The sequence below is a fragment of the Rhizobium sp. BK456 genome (genome assembly GCF_014194045.1).
GTDB lineage: Bacteria > Pseudomonadota > Alphaproteobacteria > Rhizobiales > Rhizobiaceae > Rhizobium > Rhizobium redzepovicii.
Genome location: NZ_JACIAO010000021.1, coordinates 1 through 15,979, shown reverse-complemented (window position 1 = coordinate 15,979; position 15,979 = coordinate 1). Strand labels below are relative to the sequence as shown.

Genomic DNA, 15,979 nt, shown 5'->3' with positions numbered 1-15,979 from the left:
GGTTTGACGGCCCGCGTTTTCGCTTTATATCGCCGGGCTCTGCCCGGCAAACAGCGCTTCATGATCGGCAAAGAGCGCTGCCAGGCGGTCGATGACGATTCTGACCTCCGGCCGTTGCCTCTCGTCGTCATGCGCGACGATCCACATATCGTAGGTCAGCGCGTCGATGAGCGGCCCGGCGCGGACAAGCTTGCGGTCCTGATCGCCGATGAAACAGGGAAGCACGCCGCGGCCGGCGCCGCCGCGGATCAGATGAAACAGCATATGCGGCGTGTTTGTCCAACTGGTGATCCAGTAGTCCGGCTGCTCAAACGTCCATTTATCCGCCGGCGTGACGGCGGTATCGGTGCCGAGCGAGATCCAGTTGCAGTTGGACGCGTCATAATCCGCTGCCTGGTAAGCCGCATGCGCCACCTTGACCGAGCGGCGGATCGCGACGTTGCCGCTGTCGGGCCGGCTGTGGCCAACGGCGATATGCGCCTGGCGATAGGTGAAATCGACGCCGGTATCGCAGGTCTTGTAGCACATGCGGAAGCTGTCTTTCGGCGTCCAGACGCTGGCGAGATGGTCGGCGATGAAGCGCGAGGTCCAGCTGTCGGCGGCCGTCGAGACGATCGGCAGCGTCAGAACCTCGCCGCGCCAGTCGGAGATCGCCCGCGCCGCATCCTGCATCAGCCGCACGCGGTCGAGCAGTTCCTGCCCATCTTTCGCCAGCAGATAACCGGTGGGGCCGCGGCTGAACAACGATCGGCCCGTCACCCGTTCGAGCGCCAGCATGCGCCGGCCGATCGTCGGCGCGCTGAGGCCGGTGCGCGCGGCTGCCGCCGAAAGCCCGCCGCCGGTCGCGACATGGAAGAACAGCTGCAGGTCGTCCCAGTTCGCATCTTTCATGGATGAAAACCCCCTTTCCCCAGCGCCTCTACATCGGAGAGGCGTGAAGGCCTAGCTCAAGTGCTCCAGCAATAGATGGAGGATGAAGCAATGCTTCTCAACTGGATCATTCTGTTCGAGGAAGTCGAATCCCGCAGTCGCCGCATGCGCCGCGATCCCATGGCCGATCCGCTCGATGGACCGGAATGGCGCGGACTTCTCTGGATCGTTCCGATCATGGCATACCTGGCCTCGAGAAGAGGCGAGACGAGGAGATGGCGCCGCCACAAGGCGCAGCTTGGACGAAGCCTCAGGTTTCGAAGCTCAGCCGCAGCACGTGGTGCAGGAATTCCGGATTGAGCAGCATGTTGAAGCTGACCGTCACCCATTCGCCTTCGCGCTTGACCATGGTCGCGCCGATCTCGTCATGGATGCCGAGGATTTCGAGGAAGAAATGGCTCGGCATTTCCAGGTTCGGGCTGACTTCGAGCAGTGCGCCGGCAAGGGTGATCGTGCGGATCAGGCAGCGCACCTGCGTTCCGGTGCTGAGGTGGTGGCCGACGAAAATGATATTGCCGGGCCTGTCGAGCTTGAATTCCCTGTAAGCACGTTCCGGCTTGGGGTGGTCTGTGTCGAGGTGCATCTGAAAGGCCCTTTTAGCCTCCGCTTGTTCTACCACAGGATATTAGTTGAAGAATGCTGACGATTGCTGAAGAACATTGTGAAGATTGAATGCTTATGGGGGACTTGCGGGAAAATCGCACCGATTTCGGGCAGATTTGCCCCAAATTTGCTCACTCCAGCTCAATGTCAGCCATTCTTGACATGTCGGCAGCCTTCGCGCATACAAAGGCCGGTTCGAGGCACCGGCCGCTCGCGGATGAAAATCCATGGTGAAGTCCTCGCGATCATGGTCACGGCCCTTGTGCATGCTGACTGGCGGCAATGCGAGCTCCCATCTACAGTCGAAGAGCATGCCTTGCGAAGGCTCACTCCATGACGACCACCTATCCTGCCATTGACGAATTGAAGGCCCAGGCCAAACGCCTGCGCCAGGCGATGAACGATCGCGGCACCGCGCTGACCCACAGTGCCGCCTTGGAAATGATTGCCCGCCAGCACGGCGCGCGTGACTGGAATACGCTGGCGGCGCTAGCGGCAAAGGCCAATGCGGCTGCGAAGACGCCGCTCTTCGTCGGCGCGCATATTCGCGGCCGTTATCTCAATCAGCCGTTCACCGGCGAAATCCTCTCGCTCTCGGCCCTGCCGGGCGGCGATCTCCACAGGATCACCATCCATTTCGACGAAGCGGTGGATGTCGTGACCTTCGAGAGCTTTTCAGCCTTTCGCCGGCGTGTGACCGGACAGGTCGACGCCGACGGCGTCTCGCCGAGGAAAACCTCGAACGGCGTGCCGCATCTGGTGCTTGATCTCTAAATCACTTTTGATTCCCTTTGAGGCCGCCTGAATCCGGATGTTTTCTACCCGGATCGGACCTCGCCATCCCGCACGGATTTCTCCATGACCGATCTTTCCCAGGGCAATGCCTTTCTCACCGGCTGGTTGCCGGGCGTCTTCATCAGGACGGCGGCGCCGATCGTCGCGATCACCACGCTCAACGGCCTCTTCACCGTCGTCGACGCCTATTTTCTCGGCGCCTATGTCGGCCCTGACGCGCTCTCCGCCGTCAGCCTGATTTTCCCGGGTCTGATGCTTCTGATCGCCCTGCAATCGCTCGTTTCGAACGGCATGGCGAGCATCCTCGCGCGCCGGCTCGGGGCCGGCGATCGCCGGGGCGCGGGCAGGGTATTTGCCGGCGCCCATATGCTGGCGCTGGCCGTCACCCTCATCCTCAACATGCTCTACTGGACCCTGGGCCGCCAGATCATCGACGCCGGTGCCGGTACGGCCGCGGTGGCCGAGGGTGCCATGCTGTTCATGGGCGCGATGATAGCCTTTGCGCCGGTGAGCTTCTTCCTGTCGCTGCATCTCGACGGATTGCGCTGCGAAGGCAAGATCGGTTTCATGACGCTGGTGACGCTGTCAGCCTCGCTGCTCAACATCCTCGCCAACTGGCTATTCATGGCGGTGATGCATTGGGGCGTGCTCGGTTCGGCCGCCGGCTCCATCGCCTCGCAATTCGTCTGTCTCGCCGCCGTGCTCGCCTATCGTTGGCGCCGGCCGGCGGCACTCAGGCCTTCTCGAGGTTTCGCGCTTGCCGAATGGCGCGGCATCGTCGCCTTCGGCGCGCCGATGAGCCTCGGCTTCATCGGCATATCGCTGGCATCCGCCGCCATTCTCGTCAATATCTCGCTCTGGAGCGTGGCAGATCATGTCGCGACGGTCGCCGCTTACGGCATCATCACCCGGATCATGACCTTCACCTATCTGCCGCTGCTTGGTCTCAGCATCGCCCTGCAGACGATTGCCGGCAACAATCACGGCGCTGGCCTCGGGCTTCGTGTCGGCCGCAGCCTGCAGATCGCCATGCTTTCGGCACTCGTCTATTGCAGCCTGGTCGAGATCGCCGTCGAACTGCTGGCCGGCCGTCTCGGCGCCATCTTCGTCACTGACCCCGCCATTGTCGCCGAGGTCAGGCGAATTCTGCCCTGGACGATCGGCGCCTATTTCCTCTTCGGGCAGATGCTGATCCTGTCTTCCTATTTCCAGTCCATCGGCGATGCACCGCGCGCGGCGATTTTCGGACTGTCGCGGCCCTATCTCTTCACCCTGCCGCTCACCTTCCTGCTGCCCTTCGTCTTCGGCGAGCAAGGGATCTGGATGGTGCCGGTCTTTGCCGAGGCAGGCATGTCCATTCTTGCCTTCCTGGTGCTGTCGCAGAATGCCAGGCACCGCGGCTGGCGCTACGGACTTCTGCCCGCCTGAGTCGTAATAGCCGCGCGGGGAGCGCGGCTATTGGCCGATCCCGTCTATTCCTTGCCCGCCGAAGCGGCCGATGTCGCGGCTTCCGCCTCGTTCAGCGCCTCGGCGCATTCCTGGCAGCAAACCTCGACAGTCTTGCCGCCGAGCTTGACGGTGATGGTCTCTGCGCCGAGTTCACAGTCGCAGGCAGCGCATGTCGTCTTCTTCATAGGATGATCCTCCGGTTGATCGTCCCCGGATCGGGACAGTCTCATAAGATCATCGAAGACCGCATCGCCGCTGTCGAAATCTTTAGCGATCGATGTGGGACTTACTTGCGCCGCAACCGCGCCGAGCGCTGGAATTCGGCTGGCGTCTGCCCGAAGGACTGCTTGAAGGACGCGCTGAAATGGCTGTGGCTTGAGAAACCGAGATCGAGGCCAAGCGCCGTCAGATCTTCATACTGGCCGAGCAGATCGAGTGCGCGGGCGAGCCTGAGCCGCAGCTGATAGCGGTAAAGCGGCGTCGCCTCGACCTGCTGGAAGACCTGGGTGAGATAAACAGGCGAGACGCCGACTTCGGCGGCGATTTCCGAAAGTGTCCAGCGCCGGGCGAGATCGGAGGAAAGCACAGCTTTGCCCGGTCGACGAGTTTCTGCCGGCCGGCGCTGGCGCCCGCCGCATGCGATGTGCGCTCGCCGAGCGAGCGGCGCACCAGCGTCAGCGCCAATGTTTCCGCCTCCAGCGTCTCGGCGACGTTGCGGCGGAGACCATGACGCAGAAGCGCGACCAGTGCCTGCGCGCGCGGATCGATCCGCCGGCGCTGGCGACGGAATGAAAAGGCTGCACCCCGCTGCACCTGGTCCTTCGGCGCGAGCTCTTCGAGCATGGTCTCATCGATCGCGAGATCGACGCAGGCGTCGCCTCCTTCGATCGGATGGCTGATCCTATAACCCTGGTCGGCATTGAAGAACAGCATCTGATTGGCCTCGGCCACCGTATCATTGCGGCCGACATGCCGCATGAAGACGCCGCGATAGGGATAGACGAGGCTCGTCTTGTGAGCGCATTCCTCGTCGCCCTTATGGCGGCAGCCGCCATCGCAGACGATGTCACGAATGGCGACGGTCTTCGTTTGCAGGAGCAGCGCTGTTGAAAACTGCGACATCTTATATTCCCAGCCGGACAGGCCGCCGACGAGGCGACCCGCGGCACAGTATCACAACTGTTGCCTGTGTTCAGTAGCGACTATAGACGTGAACGTCGCTTTCCGTCTGCCCCCTGGAAAGGCCGATATCCTTCAACTGATCGTCGGAAAGTTCCATCAGCGCATTGCGGTTGCGCCGTTCGCCGATCTTGCGTGCGAGCCAGCGGACGGCCGTGATTGCCGCAGGCAACAGGCCGGGCCTGTGACGCGAGGAATGGACGTTGCGGCCTGCTATGGAAATATTCGAGCTATGCATGATGATCCTCCATCCTTGTTGGATGGAGGCAGTGAACCATCAGCGGCGGCTCGGCGCTGTCAGATTATTTAGCGATCTGAGGCAGTCCTCACGCCTTGATCAGCCACTCGTGCTCGACGGCATTGTGGAATTTCCAGATCCGTTTCGGCCCGGCCATGACGTTGAGGTAGTAGAGATCGTAGCCATGCGTTGCCGCGCAAGGATGGTAGCCCTTTGGCACCAGCGTCACGTCGCCGTCCTCGATCGCCATCGCTTCGTCGAGCGAGCGGTCGTCGGTGTAGACGCGTTGGAAACCGAAGCCCTGCGGCGGGTTGAGGCGATGGTAATAGGTCTCTTCCAGGAAGCTCTCGTTCGGCAGATCGTCCCGGTCGTGCTTGTGCGGCGGATAGGAGGAGGTGTGTCCACCCGGCGTGATCACCTCGACGACGAGCAGCGAATGCGCCGAGCTGTCGTCCTCCGGCATGATATTGTTGACGTAGCGCACATTCGTACCCTTGCCGCGCGTCACCTGCGGATGCGTGCCGGGCGGGATTTCTTTCGCCTGATAGGTGCCGCCGCCGGGCGCCGAGCAGACGGCGAGTTCCAGATCGGTCTCCGCCGTCACCGACCATGTCGATCCCATCGGGATGTAAAGCGCATGCGGCGCGCCTTCGAACGGGGTCATGCGGCCGCCGAGCGTGCCGAAATCCTTGGTTCCGGCCGATGCCTTGCCCTTGCCGGTGACCCAGACGAGGCAGACTTCCCGGTCGCCGGTCTCTCCCGAAACCGTCTCGCCCGGCTTTAGCCGGTGCAGATCGAAGCCGACATAGGTCCAGCCGGCATTCTCAGGGGTGACATGCGTGACGCGGCCATGCGTGCCCGATGGTTTCACCTTGAGGTTTGGCATTGGTGGTTCTCCTCGTACGTTAAAAACTCCCCGCCCCAAACCCCTCCCCACAAGGGGGAGGGACTTAATCTGCGGCGCTGTCTCGCCCTCTTGCGGCGTTCCTTTTGCAAGTGGCGCAGTCTGGAGCGGGGCGGTGCCTCAAGTTAAGTCCCTCCCCCTTGTGGGGAGGGGTTGGTGAGGGGTTTTCTTTTCCGTTATCGCTTAGGGAAACCTTCGGTCTCCACCGTGTAACCGGCAGCCGTCATCACCCGCATCAATTCGGCATGGCCGATCTCGGCCATCTTCTGCGGCGGCGCCTTGCGCGGATCCTGCTCGGCTTCGACGACGAACCAGCCTTCATAGCCGTGGTCGGCCAACCGCTGGACGATGGCGCCGAAATCGAGCGAGCCGTCGCCCGGCACGGTGAAGGCGCCGAGCGCCACTGCGTCGAGGAAGGACTGCCGGCTGCGGTCCAGCCCGTCGATGACCGACTTGCGGATATCCTTGACGTGAACATGGTTGATGCGGGCGTGGTGATGGTCGATGGCGCGCAACACGTCGCCGCCCGCAAAGGCGAGATGGCCGGCATCGAGCAGCAGCGGAATGCCTTCGCCCGAAGAACGCATGAAGGCGTCGAGTTCCGGCTCGGTTTCGACAACGGCTGCCATATGATGGTGATAGGAGAGCGGCATGCCCTGTTCGGCGCACCATTCGCCGAAATCCGTGACGCGGCGTGCATAGGCCTTCATCTCGTCGTCGGCAAGGCGCGGCTTGGTCGCGAGCGGTTTGGAGCGGTCGCCCTGGATCGAGCGGCCGACTTCGCCGTAAACGATGCAGGGCGCATTGACCGCCTTGAACAATTCGATCATCGGCGCGATGCGGTCTTTGTTGGCGGCAAGCTCCTCATTGACCAGTGTGCCGGAGAACCAGCCGCCGCACAGCGTCACATCCGCGGCGCGCAGAATGGGCAGCATTTCCTCGGGATTGCTTGGGAAACGGCGGCCCTGTTCCATGCCGGTGAAACCGGCGCCGCGCGATTGCCGCAGGCATTCCTCGAGGGACACGTCGTCGCTGAGTTCAGGAAGATCGTCGTTCCACCAAGCGATGGGCGACATGCCAAGTTTGGCCTTCATCTATAGTCTCCTTAAAAATAGTGCGGAGGAGTGGGCGCTCCTCCGGAAAATGATGGCAATCGAATCAGCCGATGCGCTGGGAAGCGCGCGCTTCGACATAGCCCTTGCGCGCCTTGTTGACCTCTTCGCGCGGGCTGACCTCCGGCACCGCGACATCCCACCAGTGGCCGCCGGCCTCGGTGGTGATCAAGGGATCGGTGTCGATGAGGAAGACCGAGGTGCGATCGTTCTTCTTTGAGTCGGCGATCGCCTGCTCGAGTTCGGCGATAGAGGCGACCTTGACGGCGATGGCGCCCATGCTTTCGGCATGTGCGCGGAAATCGATCTCCGGCATCACCTCGTGATAGGAGTCCTTGAGCAGGTTGTTGAAGTTGGCGCCCCCGGTTCCCATCTGCAATCGGTTGATGCAGCCATAGCCGCGATTGTCGAGCACGACGATGTTGAGCTTGAGGCCAAGCATGACCGAGGTGGCGATCTCGGAATTCATCATCATGTAGGAACCGTCTCCAACCATGACGACGACATCGCGTTCGGGATGCGCCATCTTGGCGCCGAGCCCGCCGGCAATCTCGTAGCCCATGCAGGAAAAGCCATATTCCATGTGATAGCTGCCCGGCGCCGTCGCCGGCCAGAGCTTGTGCAATTCGCCGGGAAGACCACCGGCGGCGCAAAGCACCGTCGTATTGTCGCCGCCGATCGAACGCGCCACTGCGCCGATCACCTGCGCATCGGAGGGCAGGGCGGCATTGGTCGTCGCCATCGCCTTGGCGGCCGCCTCCATCCAGACCTTCTTCTCCGCAGTTGCCTTTTCGGCAAGTGCCGCCGGTGCCTTCCAGCCGGAAAGCCCTGATGAAAGCGCCTTCAGCCCTTCGCGGGCATCGGCGACCAGCGGATGACTGTCATGCTTCACCGCGTCATAAGCGGCGATATTGAGCCCAACCATCCTGAGGCTGTCGTTCTTGAACAGCGCCCAGGACCCGGTGGTGAAATCCTGGCAGCGCGTGCCGACGGCGATGACGAGATCCGTCTCCTCCGCAATCGCATTCGCCGCCGACGTGCCGGTGACGCCGACCGAGCCGATCGCCAGCGGATGGGTCTCGTTGATCGACGATTTGCCGGCCTGAGTGACGACGACCGGAATAGCGTGAGCCTCGGCAAAAGCAGCAAGCTCCTTCGTCGCCTGCGAATAAAGCACACCGCCGCCGGCAACGATTACCGGCTTCTGCGACGCCTTGATCAGCGCGATGGCATTGGCCAGCTCGTCCGCATCCGGCTGCGGCCGGCGGGTCGCCCAGACTTTTTCATCGAACAGGCTTTCCGGATAATCATAGGCCTCAGCCTGGACGTCCTGGCAGAGCGACAAGGTCACCGGGCCGCAATCCAGCGGATCGGTCAGCACCTGCATGGCGCGCTTCAGCGCCGAAATGATCTGTTCAGGCCGGGTGATGCGGTCGAAATAGCGCGAAACCGGGCGGAAGGCGTCATTGGCCGAAACCGTGCCATCGCCGAAATCCTCAATCTGCTGCAGCACCGGATCCGGCGCGCGGTTGGCGAAGACGTCGCCCGGCAGGAAGAGAACGGGAATACGGTTGACATGCGCGACGCCGGCAGCCGTCACCATGTTCAGCGCGCCGGGGCCGATCGACGTCGTGCAGGCCATGAAGCGGCTGCGGAAATTCGCCTTGGCATAGGCGATGGCGGCATGCGCCATGCCTTGCTCGTTGTGGGCGCGATAGGTCGTCAGTTCGCCGCGCACCTGGTAGAGTGCCTCGCCGATGCCGGCGACGTTGCCATGACCGAAGATCGCCCAGACGCCGCCGAAGATTGGCACCTTCTTGCCGTCGACAACAGTCATCTGCTTTTTGAGGAAATGCGCGACGGCCTGCGCCATCGTCAACCGTATCGTCTTGCCCATCGGGGCCTCCCGGACTTTTGACATTCTGTCTTTTCCCCTCCCCAACCCCTCCCCACAAGGGGCAGGGATTTAATTTGCGGCGCTTCCTCAGGCAAATTTCAGCGTCTCTTCCTATAGGAGGGCGCTGTCTGACATCGAGCGGTGCTCCGCGTAAGTCCCTCCCCCTGTGGGGAGGGGTTGGGGAGGGGTCTTTTTCCTATTTCCTACTGACGGCCGCGCGTCTTCAGCCACGCCTCTGTCAGTTGCCGGAAGCGGCCGGCCATATCGGCGATCGCTTCCTCGTCGTTCATTGCGCCCGAAAGCCAGGCGCGCGCCGCATCGGCAAAGATCGTCCGGCCGACGGCAAAGCCCTTCACCGAAGGGGCCGCCAGCGTCGCCTCGAAGCAGGAGATCAGCTCCTCGGCGGGCGCTTCGAGCCCCAAGAGCACGATACCCCGGCACCATGGATCATTTTTGGCGATCACCGCATCGATCTTCTTCCAAGCTTCGCTCGATGCCTGCGGCTCGAGTTTCCACCAGTCCGGCTTGATGCCGAGCGCATAGAGTTCTTCGAGCGCGGTCGCGATCGTATCGTCGGTCAGCGGTCCGTTCTTGCCGGCGATGATCTCCACCAGCAGCTCGCGCCCGACCTTGCGTGCGGCTTCGAACAGCGTGCGCAGCTTCTCCTGCTGCTCGCTCTTCAATTCGGCCGGATCGTCGGGATGATAGAAGCACAGGCACTTGATGCAATGGCCGAGCGGCCATTCGACAAGCTGGGAGCCGATATCCTGGCTGAATTCGAAGCGCAGTGGCTTCGAGCCGGGCAGCTCCACCGGCCGGCCGATCCAGGAGAAATTCTTCGTCGCCGCATCGAAGAAGGCGTCGCGGCCGAAACGTTCGTCGATCAGCATGCCGTAACCGTCGCGGCCGTCCGAAACCCGCGCTGCCGCCGAGACCGCCAGCCGCTTGAAGGCGACGATCTTCTCATGGCCGACGCCGAGCTCGTCGGCGACGCTGACGAGCTGCGAACGGTGGTCGATCGCCAGCGCCATCAGCAGCGGAATTTCGCCGCGCCGGGTCGATGCCCAATGAATATGGTTGATCGCCTCATCCTTGCGCAGCGCCCGATGTTTGCTGCCGGTCTTCAGGAAGTAGTCGAGTTCCGCCCAGGTCGGATATTCCGGCGAGCAGAGCAGGCGGGAGACGGCGAAGGCGCCGCAGGCATTGGCCCAGGTGGCGCAGGTCTGCAGCGGCTCGTCGCGCAGGAAACCGCGCAGGAAGCCGGACATGAAGGCATCGCCGGCGCCGAGCACGTTGAAGACTTCGATCGGGAAACCCTGGCCGACGATGCCGGCTTCTAGATCGTCGGCGATCGGCCCGTCATAGACGATGCAGCCCATGGCGCCGCGCTTCAGCACGATCGTCGCCGGCGTCAGGCGGCGAATCTCCGTCAGCGCGCCGAGCACGTCATCGGCGCCGGAAGCGATCAGGATTTCCTCTTCGGTGCCGACGATGAGATCGCAATCCGGCAACGTCTCCTTCATCTTCGAGGAAACGCGGTCGGATTTCACGTAGCGTTCGAAGCCTTCGGCATGGCCGGCAAGACCCCAGAGGTTCGGCCGATAGTCGATGTCGAAGATCACCTTGCGGCCGTTCGCCTTGGCGATGCGGATCGCCTTGCGCTGCGCGGCCTCGGTATTCGGCCGGGAGAAATGCGTGCCGGACACCAGGACAGCGCGCGACGACTTGATGAAATTCTCGTCGATATCGCCTTCGTCGAGCGCCATGTCGGCGCAGTCGGAGCGATAGAAGATCATCGGCGACACGCCCTCGGCCTCGACCGCAAGCAACACCAGCGCCGTCAGCCGCTCTTTGTCGGTGATTATGCCGTCGGTCGCGACACCTTCGCGCGCCGCTTGCTCTCGGATGAAGCGTCCCATCTGCTCGTCGCCGACGCGGGTGATGAGGCCAGATTTGAGACCGAGCCGCGCCGTGCCGATGGCGATATTGGACGGGCAGCCGCCGACCGATTTGGCGAAGGTGCCGATATCCTCCAGTCGTGACCCGATCTGCTGGCCGTAAAGATCGACCGAGGAACGGCCGATAGTGATTACATCAAGCGCCGGCTCCGGCTGTGAACCCGGATTCGATTGTACCATGATGTCCTCCCGCTAGATTTTGCGCGGCTTCCAGTGCCTGCGAATTTCAATAATGAAACATCGGTTCCGATATTTTGTCAATTCGGAATGTTTATTCCATTTTGGCTTTCCCAGCTTTTGCATGCTGACGCTTGCGCCGCCGCTCGGCGATGGCGACCGGCAGCGCCATGGTGAGCGCCATCGAGGCCGACAGCGAGCGGAAGCCGGCGAAATCGGCCTCGGCCACCTCGAACCAGTGCGTGGCGCAGGCGGCAAGCGGCGAGAAGGCCGAGTCGGTGATGGCGATGACGGGGACGCCGCGGTCGGCGAGTTCCTGGCTCTGGTTGAGGCTGTCGGCCGCATAGGGCGAGAAGCTCGCGGCGATCGCCGCATCCTTCGGTGTTGCGAACTGCACCATTTCAGGGTCGACGCCGTTCGGCGAGGCGACGATCTGGTGGCGGATATTGAGCTTGGAAAAAGCGTAGGTCATGTGCGCCGTCAGCGGGTAGGAGCGCCGTTTGGCGATCAGATAGATCGTCTCGGCGGCGGCAAGGATATCCACGGCTTTGGTGAATGTGTCGCTCTGTACCGTCGCCGCCAGCCGATTGACCGACTGGCTGGCCGCGGCAATGAAGCCGGACAGCAGATTGGCGTCCTCGTCGTCGCCGCTCGCCTGCTCCAGCGTGACGAGCCGCTCTTCATAGCTCAGCGTCCGTTCGCGCAATCTTTCACGGAAGATGCTCTGCAGGTCGGAAAAACCTTCGTAGCCCAGATGATGCGCCAGACGCACCAGCGTCGAAGGTTGGACCTCGGAGGCGGCCGCGATGCTCGCCGTCGTGCCGAAGGCGATCTCGTCGGGATTGCCGAGCGCGAAGGCGGCAACCTGCGCCAGCCGCTTCGGCATGCTCGCCTTGCGCTCGATGATGGTGCTGCGCAGGCTTTCGAAATCGCGCGGCACACGTGCGTGCCTCTGGGGGTCATTATCCATGCTTGCAGCTCACGAGATGAAACAAATATTCCATATTGTCGAGCATAAACGATTTCAAACGGCACGCCTAATTGTTTTTAATCGCCTGTAATTCAAGGCCTTTAGACAATCCTCCCGAAAAATGGTGCCGGTGACTGTGGATGGGTCTCTTGTCAAAATGATCCAAATATTCCAAAAATCCGCGCGCAGCTCTGGAGGAGACGGAAATGAAGCCACTCGGCATTGGTTTGATCGGCACCGGCTATATGGGCAAGTGCCACGCGCTGGCATGGAATGCGGTGAAGACGGTGTTCGGCGATGTCGAGCGTCCGCGTCTCGTGCATCTGGCCGAAGCCAATGCCGGGCTTGCTGAGGCGCGGGCCGGTGAGTTCGGGTTCGAGAAGGCGACGGCTGACTGGCGGGCGCTGATCGCCGACCCCGAGGTCGATGTCGTCTCGGTCACCACACCCAATCAGTTCCATGCCGAGATGGCCATTGCAGCGCTTGAAGCCGGCAAACACGTCTGGTGTGAAAAGCCGATGGCGCCGGCCTATAGCGATGCCGAGCGTATGCTGGAAACGGCGAAACGATCAGGCAAGGTTGCCGCCCTTGGCTACAATTACATCCAGAATCCCGTCATGCGGCACATCAAGACGCTTATCGGCGAGGGCGCCATCGGCACGGTCAATCATATCCGCGTCGAGATGGACGAGGATTTCATGGCCGATCCCGATGTCTTCTTCTATTGGAAGAGCGAGCTTTCCGCCGGCTACGGCGCGCTCGACGATTTTGCCGTGCACCCGCTGTCGCTGCTCTGGTATCTCTTCGGCCATGTCGAGGCCGTCATTACCGATATGGTAAAGCCCTATGCCGACCGCCCGCAGAGCGAGGGTGGTCGGCGTGACGTCGAAAATCACGATGCCGCCAATGTGCTGATGCGGCTTGGCGGCGGCATCTCCGCCGTGTTGATGGCCAACCGCGCCGCCTGGGGCCGCAAGGGCCGCATCGCCCTGCAGATTTATGGTTCAAAAGGTTCGATCGTCTATGACCAGGAGCGGATGAACGAATTCGAGCTCTATCAGGCCGAGGGTCGCGGCTCCGAACAGGGCTTTCGCAAGATACTGGCGGCGCCAGCCCATCGGCCTTATGATCGCTTTATCCCGGCGCCCGGCCACGGCCTCGGCTTCAACGATCTGAAGATCATCGAATGCCGCGAGCTGATCCGGGCAATATCGGGCGAGCCGTCGTCGATCGTGACATTTGAAGACGGTCTCAGGATAGAGAAGTCGGTGCATGCCATGGCACAGTCATTCCACGAGCGTCGCTGGATCGAGATCGGCTGAAGGTAAGAAGCCGCTTTCCGTTGACGGCGCATAGGGCAGGGGATAGGCCTTGGCATGAGTGTCGGGCCTAGTTTCAGGAGTGAGATCGTGACGGATAGACTGGTGATCATCGGCGCGGGGCAGGCCGGTTTCGCAATGGCGGCAAAGCTGCGTGCCTTGAAGGACACGCGCCCGATCACCCTTATCGGCGCCGAAGACGTCGCGCCCTATCAGCGCCCGCCGCTTTCGAAGAAATACCTGCTCGGCGAAATGGCCTTCGACCGTTTGCTGTTCCGCGACGAGCACTGGTATGGCGATAATGACGTCGACCTTCGCCTTTCCACATGGGCCGAGCAGATCAAACCGGACAGCAAGCAGGTTCTGCTGCAGGACGGCTCCGTTCTCGACTACGGCACGCTGGCGCTCGCCACCGGCTCGACTCCACGCCGGCTGCCGGCCGCAATCGGCGGCGATCTCGAAGGTGTCTATGTCGCCCGCGACAAGCGCGATGCCGATCTGCTCGCCGAGGAGATGCGCCCCGGTCGCCGCGTCCTCATCATCGGTGGCGGTTATATCGGCTTGGAGGCGGCAGCCGTCGCCCGCCATCGCGGCCTTGAGGTCACCGTCATCGAGATGGCCGACCGCATCCTGCAGCGGGTCGCGGCGAAGGAGACCGCCGACATCATGCGCGGGATCCATCAGTCCCACGACGTGGTGATCCGCGAGAAGACCGGGCTCAAGCATCTGGTCGGCAAGGATGGGCGCGTTACCGGCGCCGCACTGTCCGACGGATCGGTTATCGACATCGACTTTGCCGTCGTCGGCATTGGCGTCGTGCCGAATGACCAGCTCGCCAAGGAAGCCGGCCTCGAAGTCGCCAACGGTATTGTCGTCGACGAATACGCCCGCACCTCCGATCCGGCGATCTATGCCGCCGGCGATTGCGCGGCGCTTCCCTGGCAGGGGGGCCGCATCCGGCTCGAATCGGTGCAGAATGCCGTCGACCAGGCCGAAGCGGCGGCAGCGGTCATTGCCGGTGGCAGCGAGCCCTATGATCCGAAGCCATGGTTCTGGTCCGACCAGTATGATGTCAAGCTGCAGATCGCCGGCTTCAATCTCGGTTATGACGAAACGCTGCTGCGCCCCGGCGCTCGCGAAGGCGCCCATTCCATCTGGTACTTCCGGGAAGGCCTGCTGATCGCCGTCGATGCCATCAACGACGCCAAAGCCTATGTGACCGGAAAAAAGCTGCTGGAATCCGGGACTAACCCCGACAGATCGATTCTCGCCGACCCCTCTACCGATCTCAAGCGCCTGCTCGGGTGAGTCGGGAGCCCATTCCGCAAGGAATGGCCCCTGCGGGGACGCCGTGTTGGGATCGCCGCTCCTATCGGACGCTGGACGGCAAAGCTCAGCTTCGTCGTCGAAGAACGAAGCGCGATCAAATTTCCCCGATCACGCCTGCAAATGCGGTCTGTTTACGCAACCGTCCGAAATGCCAGCCACTGCATTTCTTCTGGTGAAACCTGAAAAAACCCTTGCATTCACAGACCGGTCACCATAGTTAGGCCGCACCGGAGAGGTGGCCGAGTGGTCGAAGGCGCTCCCCTGCTAAGGGAGTATACGTCAAAAGCGTATCGTGGGTTCGAATCCCATCTTCTCCGCCACTTTGATTTTTCCCAGCTCAGTTCAATCCTTATCGTGCGGCAGAGAATAACCTGCGCTTAGGCGGTTATGTCTCGTGGTCGCTGGACGGTCATGCGCCACGGCGCGTAATGAGAAAATCGCTTCGCCTCGAATGGGAGAATCGCCAGCAGGGAATCACTCGCCGCTCCCATGCCCCCCGGCAGGCAGCGAAACCGGATCTGTGCATGTCCGGTTACGCTTGCAGCAGTGGTGATATCCCTTCAGCATCCGGATTTCGTCAAGAAAGCGTCGAAAATGTGCGGCGCAGCCGATGTCCAGTTCACTGTCGCTCCCACTTAAGCCGCCGCAAAATCAGGGTTTTCTTAACAAAGCATAAAGGAAATCGAGGCCGGCTGCCCCACTTGTGTCCTTTGAGCAACAGAAAGTCGGGAAGGCTCCCTCAAACCCCCCATCCGAGTAAGTTGGTGATTGCGTGACGGCTTCCGTCTTGTATTTTCAGCGTCGGAAGCCAGGGCGACTGATCGTCCACTTCTTGCAACACGGGAATGGGGCAGGGAACGCTGCTCAGCGAAAGATCCCAAACCCGATCGAAACTTTGAATTGGAGGTCATTTATGAACATCAAGAGCCTTCTTCTCGGCTCCGCTGCTGCTCTCGCAGTAGTTTCCGGTGCTCAGGCTGCTGACGCTATCGTTGCTGCCGAGCCGGAACCGGTTGAATACGTCCGCGTCTGCGACGCTTACGGCACCGGCTATTTCTACATCCCGGGCACCGAAACCTGCCTCAAGATCGAAGGCTACATCCGTTTCCAGGTCGACGT

The 15,979-nt window shown here is 61.8% G+C and carries 15 protein-coding genes, 1 tRNA gene and 1 pseudogene; 7 read left to right on the top strand and 10 right to left on the bottom strand.

The window, feature by feature from the left end; all coding sequences use genetic code 11:
* Positions 1 to 24: 24 nt before the first annotated feature.
* Positions 25 to 891, bottom strand: a complete 867-nt coding sequence (locus FHX03_RS33475; RefSeq protein WP_097629501.1) for a LysR family transcriptional regulator — start codon at positions 889 to 891, stop codon at positions 25 to 27.
* Between the two features lie 90 nt (positions 892 to 981).
* On the opposite strand from FHX03_RS33475, the gene FHX03_RS34850 reads away from it, so the two are divergent.
* The gene (locus FHX03_RS34850) at positions 982 to 1,230 is read left to right on the top strand and encodes a hypothetical protein (protein ID WP_097629515.1); all 249 of its coding nucleotides are present in this window, start codon (positions 982 to 984) and stop codon (positions 1,228 to 1,230) included.
* On the opposite strand, the gene FHX03_RS33470 is transcribed toward FHX03_RS34850, so the two are convergent.
* On the bottom strand, positions 1,181 to 1,513 hold the full coding sequence (locus FHX03_RS33470) for a hypothetical protein (RefSeq protein ID WP_003587619.1): 333 nt from the start codon (positions 1,511 to 1,513) through the stop codon (positions 1,181 to 1,183). The two genes, FHX03_RS34850 and FHX03_RS33470, sit on opposite strands and share 50 nt — an antisense overlap.
* Before the next feature lie 353 nt (positions 1,514 to 1,866).
* Here FHX03_RS33470 and FHX03_RS33465 point away from each other — a divergent pair, with 353 nt between their 5' ends.
* Positions 1,867 to 2,307, top strand: a complete 441-nt coding sequence (locus tag FHX03_RS33465; protein WP_097629502.1) for a glyoxalase superfamily protein — start codon at positions 1,867 to 1,869, stop codon at positions 2,305 to 2,307.
* A gap of 84 nt (positions 2,308 to 2,391) precedes the next feature.
* The gene (locus tag FHX03_RS33460; protein WP_097629503.1) at positions 2,392 to 3,756 is read left to right on the top strand and encodes an MATE family efflux transporter; all 1,365 of its coding nucleotides are present in this window, start codon (positions 2,392 to 2,394) and stop codon (positions 3,754 to 3,756) included.
* A 44-nt stretch (positions 3,757 to 3,800) separates the two neighbouring features.
* On the opposite strand, the gene FHX03_RS33455 is transcribed toward FHX03_RS33460, so the two are convergent.
* The 8 genes and pseudogenes from FHX03_RS33455 to FHX03_RS33420 all read right to left on the bottom strand — a co-directional run bounded on the left by FHX03_RS33455 (position 3,801) and on the right by FHX03_RS33420 (position 12,212).
* Positions 3,801 to 3,962, bottom strand: a complete 162-nt coding sequence (locus FHX03_RS33455) for a hypothetical protein (RefSeq protein ID WP_003587616.1) — start codon at positions 3,960 to 3,962, stop codon at positions 3,801 to 3,803.
* A 101-nt stretch (positions 3,963 to 4,063) separates the two neighbouring features.
* Positions 4,064 to 4,899 (bottom strand): annotated as a pseudogene (locus FHX03_RS33450) (helix-turn-helix transcriptional regulator).
* A gap of 70 nt (positions 4,900 to 4,969) precedes the next feature.
* Positions 4,970 to 5,194 (bottom strand): DUF1127 domain-containing protein, encoded by a 225-nt coding sequence (locus FHX03_RS33445; protein ID WP_097629505.1) that lies wholly within the window; start codon positions 5,192 to 5,194, stop codon positions 4,970 to 4,972.
* Between the two features lie 88 nt (positions 5,195 to 5,282).
* Positions 5,283 to 6,080: a 5-deoxy-glucuronate isomerase gene (gene iolB / locus FHX03_RS33440; protein ID WP_097629506.1), complete on the bottom strand. Its 798-nt coding sequence runs from the start codon at positions 6,078 to 6,080 to the stop codon at positions 5,283 to 5,285.
* A 194-nt stretch (positions 6,081 to 6,274) separates the two neighbouring features.
* Positions 6,275 to 7,192, bottom strand: coding sequence for a myo-inosose-2 dehydratase (gene iolE / locus FHX03_RS33435; protein ID WP_097629507.1), 918 nt, complete (start codon positions 7,190 to 7,192; stop codon positions 6,275 to 6,277).
* Between the two features lie 64 nt (positions 7,193 to 7,256).
* Positions 7,257 to 9,107 carry a 3D-(3,5/4)-trihydroxycyclohexane-1,2-dione acylhydrolase (decyclizing) gene (gene iolD / locus FHX03_RS33430; protein WP_097629508.1) on the bottom strand — a complete coding sequence of 617 codons (1,851 nt, stop codon included), beginning with the start codon at positions 9,105 to 9,107 and terminating at the stop codon, positions 7,257 to 7,259.
* A 203-nt stretch (positions 9,108 to 9,310) separates the two neighbouring features.
* Positions 9,311 to 11,245 carry a bifunctional 5-dehydro-2-deoxygluconokinase/5-dehydro-2-deoxyphosphogluconate aldolase gene (gene iolC / locus FHX03_RS33425; RefSeq protein ID WP_097629509.1) on the bottom strand — a complete coding sequence of 645 codons (1,935 nt, stop codon included), beginning with the start codon at positions 11,243 to 11,245 and terminating at the stop codon, positions 9,311 to 9,313.
* A gap of 91 nt (positions 11,246 to 11,336) precedes the next feature.
* The gene (locus FHX03_RS33420) at positions 11,337 to 12,212 is read right to left on the bottom strand and encodes a MurR/RpiR family transcriptional regulator (RefSeq protein WP_097629510.1); all 876 of its coding nucleotides are present in this window, start codon (positions 12,210 to 12,212) and stop codon (positions 11,337 to 11,339) included.
* Between the two features lie 206 nt (positions 12,213 to 12,418).
* On the opposite strand from FHX03_RS33420, the gene FHX03_RS33415 reads away from it, so the two are divergent.
* The 4 genes from FHX03_RS33415 to FHX03_RS33400 all read left to right on the top strand — a co-directional run.
* Entirely contained in the window at positions 12,419 to 13,534 is a 1,116-nt protein-coding gene (locus tag FHX03_RS33415) for a Gfo/Idh/MocA family protein (protein ID WP_097629511.1), read from the top strand.
* Between the two features lie 87 nt (positions 13,535 to 13,621).
* On the top strand, positions 13,622 to 14,839 hold the full coding sequence (locus FHX03_RS33410) for an NAD(P)/FAD-dependent oxidoreductase (RefSeq protein ID WP_097629512.1): 1,218 nt from the start codon (positions 13,622 to 13,624) through the stop codon (positions 14,837 to 14,839).
* A 250-nt stretch (positions 14,840 to 15,089) separates the two neighbouring features.
* Positions 15,090 to 15,180: transfer RNA gene (locus tag FHX03_RS33405), tRNA-Ser, on the top strand.
* A 593-nt stretch (positions 15,181 to 15,773) separates the two neighbouring features.
* On the top strand, positions 15,774 to 15,979 hold a 206-nt coding region (locus FHX03_RS33400; protein WP_183782274.1), incomplete at its 3' end, for a porin.

Coding starts and splice junctions, on each gene's coding strand:
- FHX03_RS33475 (WP_097629501.1), bottom strand. CDS start 891: ATGAAAGATGCGAACTGGGACGACCTGCAGCTGTTCTTCCATGTCGCG.
- FHX03_RS34850 (WP_097629515.1), top strand. CDS start 982: ATGCTTCTCAACTGGATCATTCTGTTCGAGGAAGTCGAATCCCGCAGT.
- FHX03_RS33470 (WP_003587619.1), bottom strand. CDS start 1,513: ATGCACCTCGACACAGACCACCCCAAGCCGGAACGTGCTTACAGGGAA.
- FHX03_RS33465 (WP_097629502.1), top strand. CDS start 1,867: ATGACGACCACCTATCCTGCCATTGACGAATTGAAGGCCCAGGCCAAA.
- FHX03_RS33460 (WP_097629503.1), top strand. CDS start 2,392: ATGACCGATCTTTCCCAGGGCAATGCCTTTCTCACCGGCTGGTTGCCG.
- FHX03_RS33455 (WP_003587616.1), bottom strand. CDS start 3,962: ATGAAGAAGACGACATGCGCTGCCTGCGACTGTGAACTCGGCGCAGAG.
- FHX03_RS33445 (WP_097629505.1), bottom strand. CDS start 5,194: ATGCATAGCTCGAATATTTCCATAGCAGGCCGCAACGTCCATTCCTCG.
- iolB (WP_097629506.1), bottom strand. CDS start 6,080: ATGCCAAACCTCAAGGTGAAACCATCGGGCACGCATGGCCGCGTCACG.
- iolE (WP_097629507.1), bottom strand. CDS start 7,192: ATGAAGGCCAAACTTGGCATGTCGCCCATCGCTTGGTGGAACGACGAT.
- iolD (WP_097629508.1), bottom strand. CDS start 9,107: ATGGGCAAGACGATACGGTTGACGATGGCGCAGGCCGTCGCGCATTTC.
- iolC (WP_097629509.1), bottom strand. CDS start 11,245: ATGGTACAATCGAATCCGGGTTCACAGCCGGAGCCGGCGCTTGATGTA.
- FHX03_RS33420 (WP_097629510.1), bottom strand. CDS start 12,212: ATGGATAATGACCCCCAGAGGCACGCACGTGTGCCGCGCGATTTCGAA.
- FHX03_RS33415 (WP_097629511.1), top strand. CDS start 12,419: ATGAAGCCACTCGGCATTGGTTTGATCGGCACCGGCTATATGGGCAAG.